The sequence below is a fragment of the Rhizobium sp. FG113 genome, from assembly GCF_057809895.1.
In genome coordinates this window covers 690,942-714,746 of record NZ_JBMDKV010000001.1, presented here as the reverse complement: position 1 = coordinate 714,746, position 23,805 = coordinate 690,942, and the positions used below count along the sequence as shown (strand labels likewise).

The window sequence follows — 23,805 nt, the reverse complement described above, 5'->3', positions numbered from 1 at the left end:
CTCGCCCGTGGGGTTTTTCCCGCGGTGGCCCGATCAGGGCCGCATCTGGTGGCATATCGAAAGCGACCACGCATTTCTGACTTCAGCGCTACGCTCCAGATGAGGAGCGATCGAGGTCGCCTTCCATCCTTAAAAGGTCGAATAACATCGGTCCGCAGCTCGCCGCTTTCACCTCCACGTCGACGCGAGGAACGAAATCGCCGAGCTTGACGAGAAGAGACCTGATCAGATCGAAAAGCTTCGCGAGGGACTTGGGTATTCGATTATGCCGCGCCATCTTCCTTCGTGCTTGACTGAAGATCTCGCTGGAGCCAATCTGGCTGGATGCTGATCTCACGCCTCGATACCGTTCTGGAAAGAGTGTTTCCCACCGCGGGCAGCTAGCCCCCGGCCCGGTCGCGTCGCGCCCGGCCGAGGGGTCGACGTTCGGTAAAGATCAGCAGCCGAACCCTCCAGCGACGACATCCCTAAAGGCAATTGATATCGCCGCGGCGCCGGAATGCGGCCGCCAACGGCAGGAGAACAGCCATGGCATCCAGAAAGGCACGCAAACCCTCGATCGCGATCGCACGCTCGGAGCACGAACGCCTGACGAAGCTCGCCGAATCTTTCGCGGTTCGAACTCCAGAGGTGTCCGACGAACTTCTGACGGAACTCGAGCGAGCCCGCGTGGTCGACGACGCGAAGATACCGGGCGACGTCGTTAGGATGGGGTCGTCGCTTCGATACACGAGCGATCTCGGCGAGGATCGCTCGGTAACGCTCGTCTATCCCGGCGAGGCGGACATTGCGGCAGGCAGAATTTCGATCATGACCCCCATCGGTGCAGCGCTCATCGGTTTGTCTCCGGGCCAGTCCATCGACTGGAGGGCTCGGGATGGGCGGGTGCATCGGCTCACCGTCCAGGAGGTTGCCCAAACGGCGTTGGAAAGTCCGGCTTGACGACCGTCAACTGTCATCGGCAGCCAGCCGCTTTCTTAGTAGCCGCTTCGAGTGTCTCGCGATGACTTGTGTCAGGTCACGCCGGCGAAAAAGCGTGTGTCGACGAAGTGGTGTCTGTCGGCGCGAGTTGGGCGGCCGTACGCTTAGGATCGACCCTAACCTGAGAGGATCGAACTAGCTGCGGTCATGAGCGCGCCGAATCCTTCCCCCTCAAGGATTCGAGCCGATGACGCAGCGTTGCAGTTACTGACACCTTAGAAACGCGGCATTCCCGCATACTAGGTTGAAGCCGCTCAGCCGATCGCGTTCGCCGCTACTGCATGCAACTATGACAAAGCCCTCGAGTGCTGGTGCTGGAAAAGCCATTACTTGGACCTGGATGATCGCACCCTGCCGTTTCGCATGCCCGCAGTGTGTATTTCGTTAAGAACGAGATTGGTGCCAGCTCCGTTGAGATCGCTTGCATTTGAACGATCCGGTTACCGGCCTTGAAAGATCCGGTGTCGTATGGACGTGCCGAAAGGGGACACTCTTCATGGCTGACATCGACCCGAAGGCGAACGCGCTTTCCGCCGCAATGACCAGGATCATTGAGCTTCAGAAGCAGATGACCGACCGCGTCCTGCAGATGGCCGCGGAAGTAGCGAAGCTGACGGACATCGTCCCTGCCGCGGAAGCGAAAGCTTTCCTGAAGACGCGGTGCAATCTGCCCGCGACCGAACTGTCGACGTACCTGGGATTCGCGACGACGCTCAAGGGTTCGGAAGGCGTTCTTCAAAAGAGCCGCGCATCGTTTCCGGTCGTGAAGGCTCTGGTATCCGCCGATGCCGAAACCCGACGTGATATCCTGGAGCGTATGGAGATCGGCGCCCGTATTGATACGAAGGACGTCGCGACTATCCGCAGGAAGCTTGCGGCCGCGAAGCTGACTGTCGCAGAACAAGAGGCGATCATCAGACGCAAGGCCGCAGCAGCGACCGCGAGACGACACACCTGCGATGCGATGGCTGCCTTCCAGGCCGGGCTAGAGGCCTTTATCGGGAAGGTCTCGGTTCTATCGCACGAAGACCGGATTGTCCCTTCTCCACTGATGGACGAGGCCGCCGGCCTGTTGTCCGAGTTCGAATCCTTGTTCGGCGACAAACACCCGTCGATCACCGGGTTGCGGGAGCGCGATGCTGGATACTGGGCAGCGAGAGCACATCTTGCTTTGAAACGCTTCCGCGACGGTCGGTTCGAAGGCGATCGAGGTTATGGTTTCGGGCTGCGTGACAACGACCTCGGCCCTACGGCAATCGACGCCCTAGCGGCGATGACCGGGAAGCCGACGAAAGCATGGGGCGTAGTTCGCATGCCGTCGGTGATGGCTGTGCTTCCCCCGGAACGCTTCCGTCCCCGCGTACTCGAACTGTGCGCGGGCGCCGGAGGTCTTGCTCTGGGCCTCGAACGCGCAGGATTCAAGCATGTCGGCCTTGTCGAGTTTGACAGGAACGCCGCGGCCACCCTGCGGAAGAACCGGCCGGACTGGAACGTCATCGAGCAGGATGTCCGGAAGGTCGACTTTACGCAGTACCGGAACCAGCGCGTTGACCTGCTGGCGGGCGGCCTCCCCTGCACCCCGTTCACGACAGTGGGCAAGCGCAAGGGCAAGGCCGATGAGAACGATCTGATGATGGAAGGTGTCCGGGCCGTGCGGGAGGTCTCCCCCAAGGCGTTCGTCTTCGAAAACGTCGAAGGACTGCTTCATTCCAAGCATTCGGACTATCTGGCCTTCCTTCTGCGGAAGTTCTCGAAGGCGGGCTACGTGACGGACATCCACCGCATCAACACGCGGGATTACGGCGTCGCGCAGGATCGCTCGCGGATCATGATCGTCGGGTTCCGCAAGGACTCGGCGGGTGCCTTCAAAATGCCGCCGAAATTTCCGAGCATGGCGACGAACATGGGCGACGTCCTTTGTGACCTGATGTCGGCGAACGGTTGGAATGGTGCGGACGACTGGGTGCGCATGATGCGAGAACGGCCCGAGTTCGACCGGTTCGGCAATCCTCTTGGGGTCGGCGCGTTATCCGACACGATCCGCGGTTATCAGGGCGGTCCAAAAGAAGGCGAAGCTCGCCGTGCGCTCGTGAACGGTGTCTCGTATGCGCCCCCGGCGAAGGCCGCGCCGACGAACGCGGAAGCCTCGCGGGAAGGATTCGTGCCCGGTCTTACGGCGAGAATGCGAGCGAGGTTGCAGGGATTCCCGGATGCGTGGGCATTCGCAGGCGGGATCGGAAGTGTCGCCGATCAGATCGGGAATGCAGTCGCGCCGGCTGTCGGGCAAGCGGTGGGGCTGGCGTTGGTGTCGGTATTGATGGGGTGTGAGATCGACTGGAGGAATTTGGTAACGAACCGAATCCTTGTTGGCTCGCCACCACTCGACGGATGGCGAGTTTTTACTCAGCACAACTCGCGCTCCGCGAACCAACCCGCACTCTCCTGAAATCGAAAACTAAGGACACTGAAATGACGAGCTTGTTGCGTCTCGACGGCAACGGAATGCTTTGCTGGGCGGTGGTGGGAGACGACGGCCAGATCGTTCTCCTTCCGTTTTTCAACAAGGAGCAAGCCCTGATTGCCACAGGTGAGCTGGAAGAAAATTGGCCGGCGGTACGAAGAGCGTCATTCACATGGATGGCCGTTCCCGGCGGCCAGAGAGGCTACCACTTTTTCGCTCGGCTCGACGTCGAATGCAGGATAGTTGGCGTCGTTGTCTCCGGTCCATACGGGATGCTTCCGGGTGTGTACCCTAGTCTCGAAGCTGCTGCTGAAGCCGCATGGGAGGACTGGGTCGAGCATAATCCCGACGCAGAGTATGTCCCGATATCATCAGGCTATACCGGTTGAATGCTCGGGCGTAAGAGCGTCTGCAATTTCATCACTCCGGTCTGTATCAGCATCCGGTTCAGGGGATGATCGAGTTTGAGAAGGCTGCCTCGGCCGGCCATCCGCTCGTGATCGAGGGCGGACTGGGCCCTTTTGCAAAGTGCCTCGTACTCCTGAAGCTCCTCGTTCGTTGCACCGCTACGGAATTCTCCGTCGTTCTCACGGAAACGTAACGCTAGGACGTGATAAGCGCCGCGTTCCTCGCTTAGTTTCATGCACTTCAAAATGAATGTCGCACCGTTGGGTACGCATTGATGGGATGTTTGATTGCCTAGGGTGTTCATCGTCTTGTCGTCCACTCTAACAGTCATTGGCTGCAACAGATCGTCATTATATGGTCTGTCGTGGTATGGCCGGCGGCAAGGGATGGCGCGTCGCGGACAGGCAGGGTCGAACTGGTTTCTGGGGCCTGCGAGCCTCCCGTAAGGACTCGGACGTGGCACCCAAAGGATTCCGCCTCGTCGCGTTCGTCAGTCGGGTCTGGCAACCTCCACCATAAGGAAGCGGCTGCAAAAAACTCGCAATACGTGTCGAATCTTGTGGAATACCTTTGAGATGCATGGAGCCATCATGTCGTGGGCCGGCTGGAACCGGATACGTTAGTTGGAGTGATTCGCCCGTATGGATTCGATCTCTTCGACAACGGCAGTAACCTCCGGCAGGAACGGAAGATTCCGCGACATCCGGTTCAGGTCGTCCTGCGCCGACGAAAAGTCTTCGTCCGCGTCGATGTGATCCTGATCAAGGAACTGGAAGACCCGCGCCGCTTCGACGCCGCGCCTGTAGGCGACGTGCCGAAGATCGTCAAGGATTCGATCGGTCGCGGCCCGGTCGAACCGGGTGCCGCCCCTCGTCCGGAACAGAGCCGTCTTCGCCGTCAGAAGTGGGCGGTGTCGCTCAGACCCTTCCAGCCGGCTTCGGCGTCGGGAGATTCGTGGTGTCGTAAGGTTTCAGCCCGTCGACGATCTGCTTGTCCGTCAGATGGCCGCCGCCGATCAGCTCGAGCCAAAGGCCCACGTCGACGTCGTCCTGTTTGGTGTATTCGTCAGCCATGGCGGGGAAACGATCTCGACTTCGACCGGTTGCGTTTCAGAGAAACGACTTCTTGAGGAAGGATAGCGCCTTCTGCGCGCCGGCGCTGGAAATCGTGTGCCCAGTGCCGCGCTCGATATCCAACTCGACCTTGAAGCCAGCCGTGCCGAGCTGCGCGGCGGCAAGCCTGGATGCCATGGGCGGGATGGTCGTGTCTTTCTCTCCGTGCACGAGAAGGACGGGCGTCCCCTTGCTCGCGGAGGAAACCGGCTGCGGCGGAAGGAGGCCGGAGAACGCGACCAGCGCGCCGATCTTCCAGCGTCCGGAAGCGACAGCGTCGAGGCCGACGATCGCACCCTGCGAGACGCCGACGAAAGCGATCCTGCCATGGAGGCCTTCGAATCCCTCGCGACGGACGACGTCAGCGATCAGCTCGTCGAAGGAGCGGCGGGCTTCCTGGATCCGGGCCGGATCGAGTGGGTTGCCTTCGGTCGAAAACCATTGATGCCCGAACTTGGTGTGCATCGGTGCGTCGGGAGCAACGAACCGCGCATCCGGGAGGCTGGTCCGCCACGACGATGCCAGCGGCGTGAGCTGCGCGCCGGAGGCGCCGATGCCGTGAAGGAATATGATCAAGTGGTCGGCCAATTGCCCTCGCTGACTGTTTGAAAACAAGCCGAGGGCGCTCGACCCGTCATGGGGAGCGCCCTCGATCACCCGGACGACCGCGTGCGCGCGAAGTATCCGCGGCTCGCAATCATGTTGGTTCGGGTGGTAGCCCTTAGATGGTGTTTTCCACGTCGACGATCAAGAGAGCGTCTCCGCCGTGGTCTCGATCCAAGCGCGATGCGTCTCCTCGTCCTGATGAGCCTTCATGAAAAACGCCTTCGACGCTGGGATTGCATCCTCGTGGCGGATCGCCCGCTCATATGCGGTCACCGTGTCGTCCTCGTTCGTCTTCATGGCCTTGAGGATCGCGGGATCGCCAAAGATGTCGGCGAGTGCGATCTTCCCGGTCGTCAGCATCTGTTTCATGTCGCCGTCGGTCGGCGCTTCGATGCCGAGTTCTCGTGCCATGCCGCTCAGAACCTGAACGTGCTGAAGGTGGTCTTCCTTGAAGGCGGCGATCTGGTTGGCCAGTTCACGGCTGTCGAGGCGCTCGATGCAGGAATCGTAGGCTGCGATCGCGTCGTGCTCCAAGTAGAGCAGGTTCTTCACCAGGTCTTTGATGTCGGATTCATTGCCAACCATCGTCACCATGTCTTTCTCCTTTTGGGCTTGAGGAGATCAGTGAACGTGATGGGGCCGCCATTGTTCCGCTGGCATCGAGACTGTCCTCATTCCGGGAACTCCGGCTGGAACTTCGGCTGTCCGCGCGGGTTTCGACTTAGACGTTTCCGTCCAAGGCTCATGTAAATGGAGATACCCATGACTCTCACAGGGAAGAAGATTGCCATCCTGATCGCACCGCGCGGCACCGAAGAACCCGAATTTACGAAGCCAAAGGAGGCCGTCGAGGCAGCCGGTGCGACTGTGACGGTCGTCGGCATCGAGGCGGGCCAGGCCAAGACGAACAACGGCGATCTCGATCCGGGCGGCAGCTACGCCGTGGACAAGGCTGTAAAGGATGTTTCGGCCAGCGACTTCGACGGAGTGGTGATCCCAGGTGGCACCGTCGGCGCAGACAAGCTGCGCGCAGACGCCGACATCGTTTCGTTTGTGCGATCGTTCTTCGAGCAGGCCAAGCCGGTCGGCGTGATCTGTCATGGGCCCTGGTTGCTCGTTCAGGCCGACGTCCTGAAGGGGAGAACCGTGACGTCGTACGCGTCGATCCGGAAGGACATCGAAAACGCGGGCGGCACCTGGGTGGACGAGGAAGTTGTGACAGACAAGGGGCTGGTTACCAGCCGGAAGCCCGACGACCTGCCAGCGTTCTGCGCGAAGATCGTCGAAGAATTCGCCGAGGGCAAACATCCCGAACAGGCCCGTAGCGCGTGAGGCAGACACGGGGAGCGCCGGTTCGCTGGCGCTCCTCAAGGCACTGCCTGCTTTCCTACGCGTATCGACAGTCCGGAGTATGGCAATGCCTAGCATGGTACATGAATACAACGGCTATCGCATTGCCATCTACAGTTCACTCAGTCACTTTACCGTCGTCACGCCGCCGGGGTGCAACTCCGTCATCGATGTGAAGGATCGGCAACCGCGGGCGTCCGTAGTCGAGGGGCCGCTGCTCTGCCTTGATCGTGCCTAAGCACTTGTCGACACGATCATCGCGGAAAGCTGAAAAGCCGCTGCACTTGGTGCGGCGGGCTATGGTGTGGATTTAAGACTGCGCCCGACCCGATCGAGAGAGGGCAGTTCGATGCGAAGACGAAGGCCATCGTCGCGCCAATCACGGGTGATCGTTCCGCCAAGCTGCCTTTCGAGCACGGCGCTCAGAAGGACATTTCCGAAACCTTTGCCTGCCGGTTCCCGTGCCTGAACCGCGCCGCTTTCAGACCAATCGAGAACGATGCCCTTGCCCTTCGTCGTCCATCCGACGTGAAGACGTCCACCCTTCCTGGATAGAGAGCCGTGAACGGCTGCATTGGCCGCGAGCTCGTGGATGGCTAGTCCCAGCGGCTGAACCGACGGTGCCGGGATCGTCACGTCCGATCCTTCAATTTCGACGCCGTCATTGCCGATAGCCTCGACCTGCAGACAAACGATGTCGCGAAGCGACGCCTGCTGCCATCCGTTGTCCGCCAGGAGCATGTGGGTTCTCGACAATGCCTGGACACGCTGCTGCACCGAGGCGGCGTAGACGGCGGGGTTGTCGGACCGGCTCAGACGTACAATGCTGTCGACGATCGCGAGCACGTTCTTCGTACGATGATCGACCTCGAGAAGAAGACGATGCTCTGCCTCCTCCAGCTTCTGGATCTTTCGGTACTCGGTAACGTCGATCTGGGAGGCGAAATAGTAGACGAGGCGTCCATCGTCGTCGCGGATCGGGCTGAGGTGTAGCTGATTCCAAAAGGGCGTGCCGTCCTTCTTGTAATTCAAGATCTCGACCGTCCCCTCGCGCTCATGCGCGATGATAGCGCGGATTTCGGCGACCGCCGTTCTCGACGTGTCCTTGCCCTGCAGCATTCGACAGTTCTTCCCGAGTAGCTCGTCTGCAGAATAGCCGGTGAGGTCAAGGAAGGCGTCGTTGGCAAGGACCATGGGATAGTCGGGCTGGCGGACGTCCGAAATGACCAGGGGCATTCGAGTCCTCTGGAAGGCGAAAGTTGCCAGCTCCTTGTGATCCGCCATCCCCTGCCTAGAGGCTGCGGCAGGACGGTCGCCATGAATGTCGGACTGTTCAGCTTCGGGCACGCGACACCTCTCGTTATTCTGCGACGTAAACGTGGGTGTGGCGCAATGGTTTCAGCGGCTTCACTCTGGTCGCGAAACGTTAACTTGCAGAATTTGGGGCGAGATCGTAAATTCCGACAATGGAAAAACATACGGAAATAGGCCACGTGCTGGTGCTCGAAGACGAGCCTTTCATATCCCTGGATATGGAGGAAATGCTGCGCGAGTTTGGTGCGGCGTCGGTCACGACGTTCGACACGAGAGCCGACGCCTTGACGTGGCTGCAGTCCAACACGCCAGATGTCGCGGTCGTTGATCCGCGCTTGAACGACGGCGTGTGCGTTGACGTCGTCGAGCACTTGGTGGCGGAGGGCGTTCCGTTCGTGGTGTATTCAGGCGCGGACGTGGACGAAACGGTCTTCAAAAAAGGTGGTTGGATTAGCAAGCCCACTATGCCTGAAACGTTGAGCGAGACGCTCGCGCGGCTCCTACCCTAAATACCCCACCGGAATTATGTTGGCGCCTTGAAGTAAGCTGAAGCCGACCGGTTGAAATTTCACAAAGCCAGTCGTGACGTCAACTTCTCCAGAGGCAAGCCCATGCAAGGGCCGGACCAGCTTTGACTGTCAATGTTCAAGGATTTCGTTCGGGCGGCAAACTGCTTACAGTTGGTGGGATGATGACTGGAGATCACTCCTGCAATTGCGTTCCTTGCTGATCGACCTGGCTGCATGGATCTGGAAGCCCCTACGCCTTCGCGCTCGTCGCGAGCAACGGTCTTTCGCGGCTGATTTTCAGCCCCAAGACGTTGGAATGGCACGGCCTCGCGACCCTTTCATGACCTTGTTTATTTCGCGGGTGGAGGTGACGCTCAAGCAATCCAAGCCAAGCTCGATGGTCTCCATATCCATCGCGACGCCCGAAACGAGATCACCCAGCTCGACGAAAAAGGAGCCCGAGCAGATCGAGAGGTATTGCGAACAGCACACTCGATACGGCTAGCGGCGTTTGATGGGGCACAGCCGGCGGCGTCACGCAGCTTGCGCCATTCGCAGTCGTTCCAGTTCGGCGGACAACGCCGGATCGACCGACAGGTCGCTACGGATCAAGCCGTGGCTCCAGCGACTGCGGGAACGAGGTGAATGCCAGGGCGGGCAGTCCACGATCGGATACCAGCACACCCCTGCGATCTCGGCGCCGTGCATTCGAGCGACGTCGACCTGATCGAGGACGTGCCGGAGCCATCCTCCTTTGTGGAAACCGGGATACCGGCGGTGATGAACTGGATGCCCTTCGTGCCAGCTCGTCTCCGACACCATGATCGGCTTCCTGTATCGCCGCCAGGTCTTGACGAGCACCTTCGACAGGATGGTGCGCGCCGTATGAGGGTATTCACGCCTACGACGTCGACGCCCACCGCAGAGATGATGGCGTCGGTCGCTTCGAACTGTCGATCACCCACACCAGTGATCGGGTCGTTGGTGAGGATACCGACATCAGGGTGATGATCTCTTCCCGCGCGAGCCATCGTGACTGCCATGTCGATCGCCTGACGCCGGGGCATGCCGGCGAGATGCGGATACAGCGACGGTTCGTTGACAGGACAAAGCCATAGCCGTTCGCGTCCCGAAATGGCCAGGGACGCCTGGGCCACAATTCGCGCACAGCGAACGGCGTCGAGGTTGCGGTGATAATGAAATAAGTCCCAAATGCCTTGAACTCCAGCAGCGTGGGCAGCTTTCAGCCGATCGATCACGTGGTGACCGGGAACCAGACCATCCCTCACGGTCGTCATCCCATGCTCGGCGGCAATCCTGAAATGAGCATGCATGCGATCCGCAGGCGTGTGTCGCGTCAAAAGAAGCGGATCGTGGCGGCCAAGATGCACGAGACCGCATTCGAAGCCGGCGATCATCTCGCTCTGAAACAAAGGCTGCTTCGCGCCGAAGCTGAGCTGCTGGACGTTCATGAGGTCAGCTTTTACGAGATTCGCGGCATCTTGGGAGGCAGTTTCCTTTAGGCCCCGCAAGAATCTAAGGAGGTACGGCTATGGTGGCGTAAGTACTCTAAATTCTTAGGCCGTAGTCTCCTTGGGTATCAAGTAGCACGAAAGCTCTCCCAGCCGCGATTACGATGTTGACCGGCGGGGTTCGACCGAAAATCTCTGACGGCATGGAGGTTCGTTACGAAGCAAGAAGATGGGGATCAGCGCCTTTCAGCGGCCTTCTCTTCGGCGACGTCCTCAACGCATTCGGCTTTTTCGGCGAGCGTCTTGCTCATCTCGCGTAGCTGCTGTTCGTCTAGTTTCTCGATACCTACAAACTTGTTTTGCGCCTGCGACGACAAAATGAGTTCGTCGAGCTTCGCCTGAAGAGCTTTGCCGTCCCGGTTCTGGCTGTTTTGCAGGACGAACACCATCAGGAAAGTTATGATGGTGGTGGAAGTGTTGATCACGAGCTGCCAAGTCTCTGAGTAGTCGAAGAACGGGCCGGACCCGGCCCATACGAGCACGAGGACCACCGCGAGCACGAAGGTCGCGGGCTTTCCCGAGAGATCGGCAATGGCGGTAGCGAATGTTGAAAAGAAGTTGGAAACGGAATGTTCGCTCATGCATGAATGCCTCGAGTTGCCCCCCGGCCAACGTTAACGCGTCGCGCATTCCTTGGTTCCGGCCGCAGCGTCAGCGTACGCTGGAAGACCAATGGCAAGAACTTAGCGTCGCCTGGTGACGGGTTGTGCTTACAGGAGTTTGTCCAGCGTGATCGGGAGGTCGCGAAGGCGCTTGCCGGATACATTGTAAATTGCGTTGGCACGCCTGTGCCGGTACCGCCTGGACCAGCGCATCGGACAGGCCGCGCCTCGGATCAATTTCATGAAGGCGATACTAAGCCTGCACAGCTTCTGACATCGTCTTGAAGTCTGGATCGTTATCCCTGGACGACATTCTGCGCTCCTTTTCCTTCCTATGGCGTAGGCCTGAGACGAGCGCCTTCAACCCGCAAGGAACGAGGGAGTTGGATCGCGCAGACCACCGCCCTAGATATGTTTGTTCAACGGAGGAGACGGGATGACGAAACTCACATATCATGTTGGCGAGCACGATGGCGGCTACGGATATAGGCTCGAAGACGTCTGGTCGGAGACGTTCGCCGATCATGACTCAGCGCTTGCCGCGGCGAAGTCGGCGGCACAGCGACAGCACGTCGAAGGACGCGACGCCGAGATTTCGTATCAGCTACAGGACGGCCGCTGGCAGAGCGAGCACGTCGACGGTGGAGATCGGCCGGATACCGAAGTCGCGGACGATGACGCGGGAGTTCCGAAATGACGACACTGACTGGATCGTGCAAATGCGGAAACGTTCGGGTCGCCGTGCGTGGCAATCCGCTCAGGATCGGCATTTGTCACTGTACGGATTGCCGACAAGAGAGCGGATCTGCCTTCACGTTCTTTGCTGTATGGCCAGCGAGTGGTTTTGAAACACGAGGCGGAACAAGCGAATTCGAAGGACGGCAATTCTGTCCGAACTGCGGATCGAGACTGTTCTCGGCAAACGAGGAAGAGGCCGAGATCAAGCTCGGTATGCTGACCGAGACGCCTACGCCGCTCGTTCCCACCTACGAACTGTGGATCAAGCGCCGCGAGAAATGGCTCAGGCCAATCGAGGGCGCCGAGCAGTATGACGAAGATCGGCCTGCGCAAAACTAGGTCGTGACGCTGCCAGCGCGCCGTCACACTCACCGGCTTACAACGACCGTAAGACCGGGGATGATTTTCGAAGGCCATCCCCGGCGCAACATTCTTACTGCCCCAGCCACCGGTATTCGGCGATCGACGCCTTTTCTGACTTCTTATCGTAAAGGCAGATCACGTTGACCATCTTCTTTGACTTGGCGTTCTTCTCGCGAAGCAGGATAGCGACCTTTCCCGTCGCGTCGTCGAAGGCCACCGGCGCGGTCGCTTCCGGAGACACCATTCGCGATTGACCGATGCAGGTGCCATTCGCCTTGGCGAACAACGCGTTCCATGCGCCATCACTGGAGGCGTTGGCAACCTGGGTCAGAACGAGCACAGCGATGGCGGCGGCAAGAACAGGCTTCATATCAAATTCCTCATGTCGGTCAGAATCACGCCTTGGCGTGGTAGGCGTTGATCGCGAAAAAGGATGGCAGGATCACGACGTCGGCGTGCGGGAACAGCCTCGAGGTGTGGGAGTTCCTACTTCAGAAGGAGAAACAACCATGGCCACGAACGCTATTCCCAGCTCTGCAAAGCTTCCGCCAAAGTCCCTGAACGAAGACACGCAGGACGACGAGTTGCCTGAGACCAATGTCGATCCCCAGCGTGCACCACCCGTAAACATGGGCAACAGCCGAGAGGCCGGCGACGGCGTCACGGACGCTGACCCGAGAACAGGGAGAGCTGACGCGAAGGATCGAATGCCCGCCCCCCAGGCGGCTAACCGGGAGTAGCTGAGGATGGCGGTAGAAAAAGGCTACGTGAACACCGACGAACTCCAGGCGGATGACGACTTGTCGCCCCGCCCGGCTCGTGAGGAAAAGGCGGCCGACTCGCCTCCGAAAAAACATAACGACGTGGCGCGAGAAGCCCCTCGACCCGCCACGTCGGAGTAACCGCTAGATGCCCGGTGCATTCATAGCCATAAGCATTTTCGCGTTCGATCTCGACAAGCGCGGGCAGCCGAACCAAGTCTGGGAGACCGTCGTCGAAGGGAGTGAGGCGGACGCGGTTGAAGAGGCGAAGGAACTCGCTCTCAGCCACGCAGGCACTCTCGTCGTGAAGCGGGAAGGCAGACCTGCCATCGGAGACGTGGGTGATCCGATCATCGTCTTCCAGACGGGGCGGATCGGCGACTTCGACTAGCCAACAGCGGAGTTTTCAATCTTTCTGCTCGCCGGCCAGTCGTTGGCCGGCTCCCCGATCGCTATAATTCGTCGTCGGCTGGATCCGGATCGATTTCCAACGCCTCGCGGAGGCGGCGGACCTCTTCCACGATCGCCTCGAAGACGTCCTCCTGTTTTGCGCCGTTGACCACGAAACCGTCGACGAGTTCCTCCAGCTTCGCTCGAAGCGACCCTCTCCATTCGGTCATTTCGTCGTCCTCGCTTTCCTTATGGGTTTCTCCTTGAGCTCGATCCAGACAGGCGCATGATCGCTGCTGTGATCCCAACCCCGGACGTGCTTGGCTACCTCTGCTTTCGAGAGGCGCGCCGCCGCTTCCGAACTCAGTAGGAAGTGGTCGATACGGAGACCAGCGTCGCGGCCATAGGCATTCCGGAAGTAGTCCCAGAACGTATAGATGCGCGCGTCCGGGTGCAGATGGCGCAGCGCGTCCGTCCAGCCTTGATCGACGAGGGCCTTGAATGCATCACGAACTTCGATGCGGAACAACGCATCGTTCGCCCAGCGCTCCGGCTTGTAGACGTCGAGTTCGGTGGGCATGACGTTGTAGTCGCCGACAAGGACGACAGGCACTTCGAGTTCGAGCAGTTCGGCGGCGTAGACATGGAGTCGCTTGAACCAGCGGAGCTTGTAATCGAACTTCGGCCCTGGATAGGGATTGCCGTTCGGGAGGTAGAGGCCGCCGATCACGTGCCCGTCGACGATCGCCTCGATGTAGCGGCTGTGTTCGTCTTCCGGTTCGCCGGGCAGTCCCTTTCGAGTCAGATGCGGTTCCTTTCCTTTCGTGAGGATTGCAACGCCGTTCCACGACTTCTGGCCCTGCCAGACCGCACCGTATCCTGCGGCTTCGATCGCCTTGATCGGAAATTTCTCCTGCGGCGCCTTCAGTTCCTGAAGACAGACGACGTCGGGCGACGCTTCCTTCAGCCAACGAAGAAGCACTTCGAGACGGCCGTTGACCCCGTTGACGTTGTAGGTGGCGATCTTCAAGGCCGGTCTCCGTCTTCGTCAGTGCACAGAGGCGGACGTCGGCGCGTTTACCCGCGTCGCATGGATGCCGACGTAACTACCGATAAGGGCGGTCGCGATGTCGTCGGAGCTATGATATCCGTCTCTATAGAGGTCGATCGCCGCTCGGCACAGCAGGTCAGAGAGGCCGTTTTTCGGATCGATTTGATAGAAACGATACCAAGCCTGCACGGCTTCTGACATCGTTTTGAAGTCTGGATCGTCACCCTTCGAAGACATTCGGCGCTCCCTTTCATTCCTATGACCTAGGCTTGAGACGGAGGCCTTCAAGCCGCTTGCAAGGAGCAAGTCGGACCAGCCGTCCCGTCGCCCTCCGGTGACGGCGTCGCAACCGTCACCGGAGGGTTCGGCTCAGCCGTTAGGACGGATGACCACTTTCACGCAGCCGTCCTGTTTGTCGCGGAACGTCTTGTAGGCCTCCGGTCCTTCTTCCAGACCGATCCGATGGGTGATCAAGAAGGACGGGTCGATAGCGCCTTCCTCGATCAGGTCCATCAGTGGCTGCAGGTAGCGCTGTACGTGCGTCTGGCCGGTTTTCAGCGTGAGGCCCTTGCCGATGAACGCCCCGAGCGGCGCAGGGACAGCCGGCCCGACGAAGACGCCCGGCAGCGATACAACGCCGCCCGGACGGCACGCCATGATCGCCTGGCTAAGGGCGTATGGCCGTTCGGTCGAGGTGAGCTTCGTCTGCATCGTCTCCATGACGCCGCCGGCCCCGTGGCTTTCCATGCCCACGGCTTCGATCACGGAGTCGGGACCCTGCCCGCCCGTCATTTCGAGGATTCGCTGCTGAAGATCCTCGTCGGTATAGTCCAGCGTCTCGGCGCCCGCCCCCCGCGCGAGTGCAAGGCGTTCAGGAACCGTGTCGATCGCGATCACGCGCTCTGCACCGAGCAAGAACGCGGACTTGATGGCGAACAGACCGACCGGGCCGCAGCCGAACACGGCCACTGTGTGGCCCTGCTTGATGTCGCAGTTCTCGGCCGCCATGTAGCCGGTCGGAAAGATGTCCGACAGGAACAGCACCTGCTCGTCCGAAAGGCCGTCCGGCACCTTGATCGGGCCGATGTCGGCATAGGGCACGCGTAGATATTGCGCCTGGCCGCCGGGGAAACGACCGTAGAGCTCGGAATACCCGAAGAGACCAGCGGTGGGGTAGCCGACCTGCTCGGCCTGTTCCGCGCCATTGGGGTTTGAACGCTCGCAAAGCGAGAACTGTCCCCACTTGCACTGGCGGCATTCGCCGCAGGAGATGGTGAAAGGGACGACAACGCGGTCACCCACCTTGAGCTTGGAATTTCCACGGCCGACTTCCACGACTTCGCCCATCGTCTCGTGGCCCATGACGTCGCCCGCATGCATGCCTGGCACGAAGCCGCCGTAGAGGTGCAAGTCGGAACCACAGATGGCACAGCTCGTCACCTTGATGATGGCGTCGCGGTCGTCTTGGATGATCGGGTCGTCGACTTCTTCGCATCGGATGTCGCCGCTGCCGTGCCAGGTTAAAGCTTTCATTTCTTTTCTCCTTAGGAATGTGCGTGTGCGAGCGATGAGCGCTTACGGCTGCCCGCCGCCGCCGGCTGCTCCGTAGACCTGCCCGGTCGCGTAGCTTGCCTGCGGATCCGCGAGCTGGACGTAGATGGAAGCGAGCTCCGCAGGCTGGCCGGGACGGCCCATCGGCGTGTCGCCACCGAACTTTTCGAGCTTCTCCATGGTTGCGCCGCCGCTGACCTGAAGCGGCGTCCAGATTGGACCCGGCGCGACACCGTTCACACGGATGCCCTTCGGCCCGAGCTGCTTCGCCATCGACTTCGTGAAGTTCATCACCGCCGCTTTAGTCATGGCATAGTCGACGAGATTCTCGGACGGATCGTAGGCTTGTTCCGACGTCGTCTGGATGATCACAGAACCCGACTGCATGTGGTTCACGGCCGCCTTCGTAAGCAGGAAGGTCGCGTAGATGTTGGTCTTCATGGTCGCGTCGAACGCTTCATACGTAATGTCGTTGATCGACTGCGCCTGCTGCTGCCGTCCCGCATTGTTGACGAGGATGTCGAGACCTCCAAGCGCCTTTGCGGCGTCGTCGACCAGTTTCTCGCAGAAGGCCGCGTCGCGAAGATCGCCAGGAAGCGCGACGCCCTTGCGTCCTTCCTTCTCGATGAGTGCGATGACTTCCTTCGCGTCCGGTTCCTCGTCCGGCAGGTAGTTGATCGCTACGTCGGCGCCTTCTCGGGCATAGGCGATCGCGGCCGCGCGACCCATGCCGGAGTCCCCTCCTGTGATCAGAGCCTTGCGCCCTGCAAGGCGACCGGATCCCTTGTAGGAAGTTTCGCCGTGGTCGGGCTTCGGGTCCATCTTGCTTGCGAGGCCGGGAAAGGGCTGGTTCTGCCTCTGGAATGGCGGCTTCGGGTACTTGGTCGTCGGGTCGTCCATCTTCGTTTTCTCCTGCTTATTCGAAGCCGGCCAGGCGGCGGCCGGGAAAACAGAGCTTGCAAGTGTCGCGCTCGCCGCCGCCAAGACGGCTCGTCGGCTAATCGGGAATGGTGAGCGAACTGTCATGAAGCCCCTTGGAATTTGGGGCGGTGTTGCCCAAATCACCAACTTCGGTGGCAGCTCGTTGTTCCGTTAACGGAGGGGAGAGCGGACCGTGTTTCCAGCGTCGAACAAGGATTTTTCCCATGCCGCATCTCGACACGCCCGACCTGCACATCACCTTCGACGAGACCGGCGCGCAACACGGCCATCCCGTTCTGCTGCTGCATGGATGGCCGGACGACGCGACGACATGGGACGCGGTATCGTCCCGGCTCCAGGATCGAAACCTTCGCCTGATCGCGCCCTACCTGCGGGGCTTCGGCCCGACGGTATTCAGGAACGAGGAGGCTTTACGCACGGCGAACGGCGCCGTCCTCGCGATCGACGCGATATCCCTCATGGACGGTCTCGGCATAGATCGATTTTCCGTCGTCGGCCACGACTGGGGATCGAACATCGCAGAGGCCTTGGCCATGGGGTGGCCGAGCCGCGTCGACCGAATGGCGCTGCTTGCTTCGCTGCCACGCATGGGCGGCCTCAAGACGCCGCCCTTCAGGCAGGCGCAGCGCTACTGGTACCATTGGTTCATGGCTACCAAACGCGGCGCGGAAGCAATCGCGAAAGATCCGCATGGTTTTGCTCGCATCCAGTGGGAGAACTGGAGCCCAGACGGCTGGTTCGACGAGGCGACATTCAACGCTGTCGCGAAGTCTTTCGACAATCCGGACTGGGTAGCGGTCACCCTGCATAGCTACCGGGTCCGGTGGGGCGAAGCCGAGCCTGATCCGGATAGCGTCTGGCTCGAAGATCGCATCAAAAAGACGCACTCGCTTTCTCTACCAACGGTCTATTTCCAGGGCATGGACGACGGCGTCAATCCGCCCGATCTCTCAGAAGACCTCTACAAGAAATTTACGGGTCCCTTCGACAGGATCGTTCTTCAGAACGTGGGTCATTTTCCGCAACGCGAGGATCCGGAAACCGTCGCACAGGAGCTTGCCGTTTTCCTCGCGTCATCTCCATAACGGAACAGCAACGGAAAACGGACGTTTTCCTGCGGCCGTCGGAGGATTCACGAAGCCGCATTCACAAAAGCGAAGGCCCCGCAGGTCCGGTGCGATCGGACCGGAGAGCAGTTGAGGGAGAAGTGAACGAGTTGAACACCTACGTCGTCACGCTCCTGATCTTCGGTGCCATCGTGCTCTTGACGGCGTGGCTCCCCATGGCGCTCAAACGAGTTCCCCTCTCGTTGCCGATATGCTGCATAGCCATCGGGATGGCGCTCGCCTGGTCTCCATTCACGCCGCTGCCTCAGTTCAATCCCCTCGAGAACATGAAGTGGGCCGAACACCTGACGGAGTTCGTAATCATCGTCGCTCTGATGGGCGCGGGCCTGAAGATCGACCGGCCACTCGGCTGGTCGAGATGGATGATCACCTGGAGACTACTCGGGATCGCCATGCCTCTTACGATTGCGGCGATCGCCCTCCTCGGGTGGAGCGTCCTCGGTCTCGGCGCGGGATCCGCCCTTCTCCTCGGCGCCGCGCTTGCGCCCACCGATCCCGTCCTGGCGGCCGACGTGCAGGTCGGACCACCACAGACCGGTGAGGAGGATGACATCCGATTCGCGCTGACGTCCGAAGCCGGGCTTAACGACGGGTTGAGCTTTCCCTTCGTAATGGCGGCAATTGCCATCGCGGGCAGCGGGGGCCAAACGACGGACTGGCTGGGTTCCTGGCTGCTTTTCGACGTCGGGTGGAAGCTTGTGGCGGGCGTCGGCGTAGGCTGGCTCGTCGGCCGGGCGCTTGGATATCTGACCTTTAAAATTCCAAAAGGCGGATCCATCGCGAAGACGGGCGACGGATTGGCGGCGTTGGGATTCACATGCGTGTCCTACGGGCTGACCGAACTAGCCCATGGATACGGCTTCGTGGCGGTTTTCGTCACCGCGTTGACACTCCGCAGCGTCGAACGACGGAGCAGGTTCCACGGTGAACTGCACGACTTCGGCGAGCAGATCGAGCGGATGCTGATGATGGTGCTTCTCGTGTGCTTTGGCTCAATCGTCGCGGAAGGTTCTCTCCTCCAACATGTCAACTGGCGCGTCGCAGTCGTCACAGTCGCTACACTCGGCCTAGCGCGGCCATTGACAGCGTGGATCAGTTTGATGGGCTGCCGTCATCCGCTGGCCGAAAGGGCGATCGTGTCCGTCTTCGGTATTCGGGGACTTGGTTCCATATACTATTTAGCCTACGCCTCGTCGAAGGCTAGGTTTGACGGCATAGAGACCGTCTGGGCGACCGTTCTGGTGATAATTTTGGCGTCGATCATCCTACACGGGATCACCGTCACGCCAGTGATGAGATGGATCGACCGCCGGCGAGGTGTTGACAGCATGAGGCCGATGACTAAGGAGCACGCGAACCCGTGAATACTAACTTTATACGTGCGCGGGCGGGAGCCAGTGGCAGGCTGAGGATAGCGCGCACGGCAAAGGGTTCAACCTTAATCGAATAACTCAGCAGGCGGTGCGATCTCGGTTCGATCAATGACCGGTGGGAAGACGACGGCGCATCGGAGCGCCGTCGGCATTGGTTCAAGCGGTCCGGCGTATCATGCGCGCGAGCGCTATCAGTACGCATGCTCCGATGAACCCGGCGATCAGATAACCCAGCCAGCCGCCAAGGACGACGCCAAAGAGCGAGAGAAGAAAGTTGGCAACCATCGCACCCACGATCCCAAGAATTATATTCATCAAGACGCCCATGTTGGATTTCATGAACATTTCGGCGAGCCAGCCGGCGATCCCACCGATGATGATAGCTGCGATCCAGCCGATGCTTGCATTTTCCATATTTGTCCCCTTTGATTGAGTTGAATTTCTGCCCCGGCGAAACGACCACCAGACCGCGGAGAAACATTCTCGGCGACGAAAGGTTCCGCCCGCAACCGAGGCGGGGAAATGCAGACGTTGCCGTGGGCGACAAGCATGTAGAAAGCCCGTTCCAGAAGTAGCACCGGGTGTATATGCGAATTGCGCCGGATTATTCTGGAAAGCATATGAGGATTATCATATATGTACATCTTCGAATTGTGTGATGTCAAAATACTGACCAGAAATTTTAAAGCATGATGAAAAAAAGTGTAGACCGGTCGCGGCTAAGCAAGTCGCCGGGGCAGCCGCACCCAGTGGATGTTCATGTGGGAAAGCGCCTCGTCCTTGCGCGAAAGCTCAAAGGCCTTTCGCAATCACAATTAGGCGACGCGCTAGGTGTTACCTTTCAGCAAGTTCAGAAATATGAGCGCGGCACCAACCGGGTCAGCGCCTCTTCCATGTTCGTCATCATGAATTTCCTGAATCTTCCGTCCTCTTACTTCTTTGAAGGTTTAGACTACCAACACATCGACGAACCTGTTCCCCAAGCCGTACCGTTATCCGCTGAAGTGCTGCTCTTTTTATCTTCCAAGCAGGGTCTGCATCTGGTCGAGCAATTGGCCAGAGCACCGAAGCGAGTTCAGAACGCGTTCGCCGCCATTCTGGATATTGAGCCGAGGGAAAACGACTAGCGCCGAGGCAATGGATACGAAGTCCTGCCGTCGCCTGCATCATGGATTCGATCGATATATAGGGATTACGGTCATAGATCACACCGTCGTCGACCCGCATGTGAGGCAAGACGACGTTGGCGACCTCCTCAACGCTCGCCGCCCTTCGGACGATTGACGTCCTGCGGTGCTTCTTGAAGAACGCGGCTGCGAGTTCCTCGACTGACACCGCCAGTCGTTGACAGATCGTAGCGTTGCCTTCGTGGGACTCTTTTGAACATCGTGCTGAAATCGAAGTTCACGGAGAGATATTCACGGGAGCATGAGCCCCCGTCCGGCGCAAGAAAGTCTAATCCGTCCGGGGAAGACGATCGAGGCGAGGTTATCGTTTCAGGAGCTTCACCAAACTCACGAGGCGAACCTGCAAATGAGAACGAAGTGCCATCTTCAACCTTATTTGCTGCACAGCCAGGAGTTTGAGCGATCAATGGAAAAGCGGAAGCGGCGAGCACCGCGCTAGGCGTGGTCAAAATCGATGGTCGCCTGATAATGAAAAGCGGCTCGCGCATGAATGTTTCCCCAGGCCGGGCGGGGTTGCCGCCCGGCGCCTGTCGTCACCCTATTGAGCCGCGACGAGCTTCTGGACGTGCATCTTGTGCATCTCCAATGTCGGCAGCGTCTTCTTGGCGAAGGCTTTGACGGCTGGATCGTCGCCACCCTTAGCGGAGGTCGCGAACAGGCTGACCGCCTCCATATGGGCAGCAGCCTGCATTTCGATATAAAGTGGCTGGAAATCCCGGTCCGATGCGCCGTTCAGAGTTTCGAGCATCGCCGCATGCTTCGGAGCGAGTGGCGGCTCGCCGCCCTCCGTCTTCGCCGCCTTCTTCAGTTCCTCGGCTGCCTTGGTGTGATCGGCGATCATCTGTTTGGCGAATTCCTTGACGTCGCCGTCCTTCGCCTTTTGCTCGGCCAGCTTGCTGGATTCGATCTCGAACGCGTTGGAACTGGAGACGGCCTTGACGAACGACGCCTTGTCGACGCTGAACGGCGCGGCGGCCGTGTCGGCGGAAGCAGGCGACTTGGCGTAAACAGCAGGAACGGCCGTCATGGTCAGGCAGGAGGCGGCAACGAATGCCAGAGCGACTGTTTTCTTCATGGGGGCAATCCTTACTTGGCTTTATCGAAGGCGGCGGTGAGATCGGCGATCGCCATGTCCATGGCCTCCTTCGCCTGCGGGACAACCTTGGCCATTCCGAAGAACTCGTGGGTGACACCGTCAAAGGTCTTGGCATCGACGGCAACGCCTGCGGCCTTCAGCTTATCGGCATAGGCCTGGCCCTCCGACCGGAGGGGATCGAACTGCGCGGTGATCACCGTCGCAGGTGCGACCCCTGCGAGGTCGTCACGGCCAACGAGGTTGAGACGCTTGTCCGAGGTCTGGTCCATCGAGGTGAAGGTGTTCTTCACGAACCATTCCATGTCCGCCTTGCCGAGCGGCTTGGCATCGGCGTTTTCCTTGTAGGACTCCGTGTTCATGTCGTTGCCGGCGACCGGATAGACGAGGAGCTGGTAGATGGGCTGCTTCGTCTTCATTTCCTTCGCCATCAGCGCAACATTCGCGGCGAGGTTCCCGCCGGCGCTCTCGCCAGCCACCGCGATCTTGTCGGCATTGCCATTGAGTTCGTGGATATTTTCGACGACCCACTTGTAGGCGGTCCAGGCATCCTCGTGCGCGGCCGGGAACTTGTGCTCCGGGGCATGGCGATATTCCACGGAGACGACGATGGCATGCGCGCCGAGCGAGAGCGCCCGTGGCGCACTGTCATAGACGTTGACGTCGGCAACGACCCAGCCGCCGCCGTGGAAGTAGACCACGACAGGGAACGGTCCCTCGCCGCCTGGCATATACACGCGGGCGGCAAGCGCTCCGTCCTTCGACGGAATGGCAATGTCCCCGGTGGTCACCTGCGCTTCCGGATTCGAAGAGATGCGCTTGTCCCATTGGACGGCGTGTGCTGCATCCGAAGGACTTGCCTGAGTGCGGGCCTCGGGGACCGTCAGCGTCGAGAAAGGCTTGGCGTCGAGAGCCTGAAGCTTGTCGAGCACGGCCTGCATTTCGGGGGTGGGCTTGCCGGCATCGTCGGCGAAGCTTGGAATCGCGGATGTTGTGAGCAGCGCGCCGATCAGCAGGGCTGTCTTGATTGACGTTTGTTTGAGCAATGGGGTCACTCCTTTGGCGGTGATGCACAACCTCTATTCGTCGAGGTTGTTCCGGTTTAAAGCGTGCAAAGATTTCCACCGGGTCATGATCCAATTTTTTAACGGTGACGTACGCGCGAACCCCGCCGTTTTTCGTAAGGAACTAAATCCGCCCACGCCGGTTGCGCTTGCAAGGGATGGCGAGGCTCGCCTCACCGCTTGCCCAAACTCGCTAACGGAGACCATGAGATGACCGTGAAGCCCCCAGTCACGTTCTCGCCGGATGTAGAAGTCTTTGAAGACGACGAAACGAAGACGATTGCCAACATCAACGAGGCGTTCGATACGATTCTCGAAACGACTGCTGAAGACTACGGTCACGCCGTCAGGTCGGTGCATGCGAAGGCCCACGGAATCCTTGAGGGAACGTTCGTGGTGAAGGACGGATTGCCGCCTGAACTCGCTCAGGGACTTTTCGCGCGCCCTGGTACCCACAAGGTCTACATGCGCATATCAACGAATGCTGGTGACATTCTCCCGGACGCCGTTTCGCTTCCGCGCGGATTGGCGTTGAAGGTGGTCGATGTCGAGGGAGCGCGTCTTCCTGATGCCGAAGGCCATACGCAGGATTTCGTAATGGTCAACGGACCTGTCTTCCAAGCGAAGACTGCCAAGAAATTTCTGGGCAGCCTGAAGATGCTGGCGAAGACCACGGATCGGTTGGAAGGCACGAAGAAGGCGATGTCGACGGTACTACAGGGCTTAAACACGGCGCTGGAGACGGTAGGCGTATCGAGCACGACAGTGCAGTCAATGGGCGGAGCACCGAATATCGATCCGCTTGGTGAGACCTACTTCAGCGTTACGCCATTCCGCTACGGCGAATACATTGCCAAGTTCAGCCTGAAGCCGGTGTCGCAAGACCTCAAAGACCTGACCGGCAAGGAGATCGACGTCGCCGACCGTGACGATGCCATCCGCGAGACTGTCCAGGCAGAAATGAACCATATCACCGGAGCGTGGGAGTTTCAGGTTCAGCTCTGTCGCGATCTGAAGAAACAGCCGATCGAGGATCCGACCGTGCAGTGGGAAGAAAAGGACGCTCCGTTCGTGACGGTAGCGACCATTCACGCCGGACCTCAGGATAGCTGGGCGCCGGAACAGGTTCGCAGGGTCGACGAAGAAATGCGCTTCAGTGTCTGGACAGGCCTCGATGCCCACCGTCCGCTTGGCAACATCAACCGTGCCCGCAAGGCGCCCTATGAGCATTCCGCGCACTTCCGGGAGCGGTTCAACCGCTGTCCGATCCACGAACCCGATGCGTGAGGA

31 protein-coding genes are annotated in these 23,805 nt (G+C 59.7%); 14 read left to right on the top strand and 17 right to left on the bottom strand.

The annotated features are described in order from the left end of the window. Positions 1 to 528: 528 nt before the first annotated feature. The 3 genes from rnk to ACODTZ_RS03060 all read left to right on the top strand — a co-directional run bounded on the left by rnk (position 529) and on the right by ACODTZ_RS03060 (position 3,831). On the top strand, positions 529 to 942 hold the full coding sequence (gene rnk, locus ACODTZ_RS03070) for a nucleoside diphosphate kinase regulator (RefSeq protein WP_489023652.1): 414 nt from the start codon (positions 529 to 531) through the stop codon (positions 940 to 942). 535 nt (positions 943 to 1,477) lie between these two features. Continuing rightward, entirely contained in the window at positions 1,478 to 3,427 is a 1,950-nt protein-coding gene (locus ACODTZ_RS03065) for a DNA cytosine methyltransferase (RefSeq protein ID WP_489023650.1), read from the top strand. A gap of 23 nt (positions 3,428 to 3,450) precedes the next feature. Beyond that, positions 3,451 to 3,831 carry a hypothetical protein gene (locus ACODTZ_RS03060; protein WP_489023649.1) on the top strand — a complete coding sequence of 127 codons (381 nt, stop codon included), beginning with the start codon at positions 3,451 to 3,453 and terminating at the stop codon, positions 3,829 to 3,831. Here the strand turns inward: ACODTZ_RS03060 and ACODTZ_RS03055 are convergent. From ACODTZ_RS03055 to ACODTZ_RS03040, 4 genes are all read right to left on the bottom strand, one after another. Beyond that, a complete protein-coding gene (locus ACODTZ_RS03055) occupies positions 3,819 to 4,169 on the bottom strand; it encodes a hypothetical protein (protein WP_489023647.1) in 351 nt (116 codons plus the stop codon). The two genes, ACODTZ_RS03060 and ACODTZ_RS03055, sit on opposite strands and share 13 nt — an antisense overlap. Before the next feature lie 598 nt (positions 4,170 to 4,767). After that, complete coding sequence (locus tag ACODTZ_RS03050) at positions 4,768 to 4,923, bottom strand: hypothetical protein (protein WP_489023645.1); 156 nt, start codon at positions 4,921 to 4,923, stop codon at positions 4,768 to 4,770. 36 nt (positions 4,924 to 4,959) lie between these two features. Beyond that, positions 4,960 to 5,538, bottom strand: coding sequence for an alpha/beta hydrolase (locus ACODTZ_RS03045; RefSeq protein WP_489023643.1), 579 nt, complete (start codon positions 5,536 to 5,538; stop codon positions 4,960 to 4,962). Between the two features lie 171 nt (positions 5,539 to 5,709). Continuing rightward, positions 5,710 to 6,162 (bottom strand): DUF2383 domain-containing protein, encoded by a 453-nt coding sequence (locus tag ACODTZ_RS03040; RefSeq protein ID WP_489023641.1) that lies wholly within the window; start codon positions 6,160 to 6,162, stop codon positions 5,710 to 5,712. A gap of 168 nt (positions 6,163 to 6,330) precedes the next feature. Between ACODTZ_RS03040 and ACODTZ_RS03035 the strand changes: the two genes are divergently transcribed. Further along, positions 6,331 to 6,900, top strand: a complete 570-nt coding sequence (locus ACODTZ_RS03035) for a type 1 glutamine amidotransferase domain-containing protein (protein WP_489023639.1) — start codon at positions 6,331 to 6,333, stop codon at positions 6,898 to 6,900. 85 nt (positions 6,901 to 6,985) lie between these two features. Then, entirely contained in the window at positions 6,986 to 7,156 is a 171-nt protein-coding gene (locus ACODTZ_RS03030; RefSeq protein ID WP_489023638.1) for a hypothetical protein, read from the top strand. Between the two features lie 59 nt (positions 7,157 to 7,215). On the opposite strand, the gene lov is transcribed toward ACODTZ_RS03030, so the two are convergent. Then, a complete protein-coding gene (lov, locus tag ACODTZ_RS03025) occupies positions 7,216 to 8,202 on the bottom strand; it encodes a blue-light-activated histidine kinase (RefSeq protein ID WP_489024773.1) in 987 nt (328 codons plus the stop codon). 209 nt (positions 8,203 to 8,411) lie between these two features. Between lov and ACODTZ_RS03020 the strand changes: the two genes are divergently transcribed. After that, entirely contained in the window at positions 8,412 to 8,741 is a 330-nt protein-coding gene (locus ACODTZ_RS03020) for a response regulator (RefSeq protein WP_489023636.1), read from the top strand. A 534-nt stretch (positions 8,742 to 9,275) separates the two neighbouring features. Here ACODTZ_RS03020 and ACODTZ_RS03015 read toward each other — a convergent pair. Further along, positions 9,276 to 9,563, bottom strand: coding sequence for a hypothetical protein (locus ACODTZ_RS03015; protein ID WP_489023635.1), 288 nt, complete (start codon positions 9,561 to 9,563; stop codon positions 9,276 to 9,278). A gap of 410 nt (positions 9,564 to 9,973) precedes the next feature. On the opposite strand from ACODTZ_RS03015, the gene ACODTZ_RS03010 reads away from it, so the two are divergent. Continuing rightward, positions 9,974 to 10,264, top strand: coding sequence for a hypothetical protein (locus ACODTZ_RS03010; RefSeq protein WP_489023634.1), 291 nt, complete (start codon positions 9,974 to 9,976; stop codon positions 10,262 to 10,264). A 185-nt stretch (positions 10,265 to 10,449) separates the two neighbouring features. On the opposite strand, the gene ACODTZ_RS03005 is transcribed toward ACODTZ_RS03010, so the two are convergent. Beyond that, on the bottom strand, positions 10,450 to 10,854 hold the full coding sequence (locus ACODTZ_RS03005) for a low affinity iron permease family protein (protein ID WP_489023632.1): 405 nt from the start codon (positions 10,852 to 10,854) through the stop codon (positions 10,450 to 10,452). Positions 10,855 to 11,311: 457 nt separating this feature from the next. Between ACODTZ_RS03005 and ACODTZ_RS03000 the strand changes: the two genes are divergently transcribed. Together ACODTZ_RS03000 and ACODTZ_RS02995 are read left to right on the top strand one after the other, a co-directional pair. Beyond that, complete coding sequence (locus ACODTZ_RS03000) at positions 11,312 to 11,572, top strand: DUF2188 domain-containing protein (RefSeq protein WP_489023630.1); 261 nt, start codon at positions 11,312 to 11,314, stop codon at positions 11,570 to 11,572. Beyond that, positions 11,569 to 11,952, top strand: a complete 384-nt coding sequence (locus ACODTZ_RS02995; protein WP_489023628.1) for a GFA family protein — start codon at positions 11,569 to 11,571, stop codon at positions 11,950 to 11,952. Before ACODTZ_RS03000 ends, ACODTZ_RS02995 begins: the two co-directional genes overlap by 4 nt. Before the next feature lie 94 nt (positions 11,953 to 12,046). On the opposite strand, the gene ACODTZ_RS02990 is transcribed toward ACODTZ_RS02995, so the two are convergent. After that, positions 12,047 to 12,346 (bottom strand): hypothetical protein, encoded by a 300-nt coding sequence (locus ACODTZ_RS02990; protein WP_489023626.1) that lies wholly within the window; start codon positions 12,344 to 12,346, stop codon positions 12,047 to 12,049. 539 nt (positions 12,347 to 12,885) lie between these two features. Between ACODTZ_RS02990 and ACODTZ_RS02985 the strand changes: the two genes are divergently transcribed. Further along, entirely contained in the window at positions 12,886 to 13,128 is a 243-nt protein-coding gene (locus tag ACODTZ_RS02985; protein WP_489023624.1) for a hypothetical protein, read from the top strand. A gap of 61 nt (positions 13,129 to 13,189) precedes the next feature. Here the strand turns inward: ACODTZ_RS02985 and ACODTZ_RS02980 are convergent, their stop codons facing one another. From ACODTZ_RS02980 to ACODTZ_RS02960, 5 genes are all read right to left on the bottom strand, one after another. Continuing rightward, on the bottom strand, positions 13,190 to 13,357 hold the full coding sequence (locus tag ACODTZ_RS02980) for a hypothetical protein (RefSeq protein ID WP_489023623.1): 168 nt from the start codon (positions 13,355 to 13,357) through the stop codon (positions 13,190 to 13,192). Further along, positions 13,354 to 14,157: an exodeoxyribonuclease III gene (gene xth / locus ACODTZ_RS02975; protein ID WP_489023621.1), complete on the bottom strand. Its 804-nt coding sequence runs from the start codon at positions 14,155 to 14,157 to the stop codon at positions 13,354 to 13,356. The genes ACODTZ_RS02980 and xth overlap by 4 nt, the downstream gene beginning before the upstream one ends. Positions 14,158 to 14,175: 18 nt before the next feature. After that, entirely contained in the window at positions 14,176 to 14,415 is a 240-nt protein-coding gene (locus ACODTZ_RS02970) for a hypothetical protein (protein WP_489023620.1), read from the bottom strand. 132 nt (positions 14,416 to 14,547) lie between these two features. Continuing rightward, positions 14,548 to 15,711: a zinc-dependent alcohol dehydrogenase gene (locus ACODTZ_RS02965; RefSeq protein ID WP_489023618.1), complete on the bottom strand. Its 1,164-nt coding sequence runs from the start codon at positions 15,709 to 15,711 to the stop codon at positions 14,548 to 14,550. Between the two features lie 42 nt (positions 15,712 to 15,753). After that, positions 15,754 to 16,629 (bottom strand): SDR family oxidoreductase, encoded by an 876-nt coding sequence (locus tag ACODTZ_RS02960; RefSeq protein ID WP_489023616.1) that lies wholly within the window; start codon positions 16,627 to 16,629, stop codon positions 15,754 to 15,756. A 245-nt stretch (positions 16,630 to 16,874) separates the two neighbouring features. Here ACODTZ_RS02960 and ACODTZ_RS02955 point away from each other — a divergent pair, with 245 nt between their 5' ends. Together ACODTZ_RS02955 and ACODTZ_RS02950 are read left to right on the top strand one after the other, a co-directional pair. After that, positions 16,875 to 17,756, top strand: a complete 882-nt coding sequence (locus ACODTZ_RS02955) for an alpha/beta fold hydrolase (RefSeq protein ID WP_489023614.1) — start codon at positions 16,875 to 16,877, stop codon at positions 17,754 to 17,756. Positions 17,757 to 17,878: 122 nt separating this feature from the next. Next, positions 17,879 to 19,162 carry a cation:proton antiporter gene (locus tag ACODTZ_RS02950; protein ID WP_489023612.1) on the top strand — a complete coding sequence of 428 codons (1,284 nt, stop codon included), beginning with the start codon at positions 17,879 to 17,881 and terminating at the stop codon, positions 19,160 to 19,162. A 165-nt stretch (positions 19,163 to 19,327) separates the two neighbouring features. Here ACODTZ_RS02950 and ACODTZ_RS02945 read toward each other — a convergent pair whose 3' ends face one another. Continuing rightward, on the bottom strand, positions 19,328 to 19,585 hold the full coding sequence (locus tag ACODTZ_RS02945) for a GlsB/YeaQ/YmgE family stress response membrane protein (protein WP_489023611.1): 258 nt from the start codon (positions 19,583 to 19,585) through the stop codon (positions 19,328 to 19,330). A 275-nt stretch (positions 19,586 to 19,860) separates the two neighbouring features. On the opposite strand from ACODTZ_RS02945, the gene ACODTZ_RS02940 reads away from it, so the two are divergent. Continuing rightward, the gene (locus ACODTZ_RS02940) at positions 19,861 to 20,298 is read left to right on the top strand and encodes a helix-turn-helix domain-containing protein (protein ID WP_489023609.1); all 438 of its coding nucleotides are present in this window, start codon (positions 19,861 to 19,863) and stop codon (positions 20,296 to 20,298) included. A gap of 128 nt (positions 20,299 to 20,426) precedes the next feature. On the opposite strand, the gene ACODTZ_RS02935 is transcribed toward ACODTZ_RS02940, so the two are convergent. The 3 genes from ACODTZ_RS02935 to ACODTZ_RS02925 are packed head-to-tail and all read right to left on the bottom strand — an operon-like array spanning position 20,427 to position 22,497. Continuing rightward, a complete protein-coding gene (locus ACODTZ_RS02935) occupies positions 20,427 to 20,846 on the bottom strand; it encodes a hypothetical protein (RefSeq protein WP_489023607.1) in 420 nt (139 codons plus the stop codon). 50 nt (positions 20,847 to 20,896) lie between these two features. Then, on the bottom strand, positions 20,897 to 21,433 hold the full coding sequence (locus tag ACODTZ_RS02930; RefSeq protein WP_489023605.1) for a DUF4142 domain-containing protein: 537 nt from the start codon (positions 21,431 to 21,433) through the stop codon (positions 20,897 to 20,899). 11 nt (positions 21,434 to 21,444) lie between these two features. Then, on the bottom strand, positions 21,445 to 22,497 hold the full coding sequence (locus tag ACODTZ_RS02925; RefSeq protein ID WP_489023603.1) for an alpha/beta hydrolase: 1,053 nt from the start codon (positions 22,495 to 22,497) through the stop codon (positions 21,445 to 21,447). Positions 22,498 to 22,725: 228 nt separating this feature from the next. Here ACODTZ_RS02925 and ACODTZ_RS02920 point away from each other — a divergent pair, with 228 nt between their 5' ends. Then, entirely contained in the window at positions 22,726 to 23,802 is a 1,077-nt protein-coding gene (locus ACODTZ_RS02920) for a catalase family protein (RefSeq protein WP_489023601.1), read from the top strand. Positions 23,803 to 23,805 lie beyond the last annotated feature (3 nt).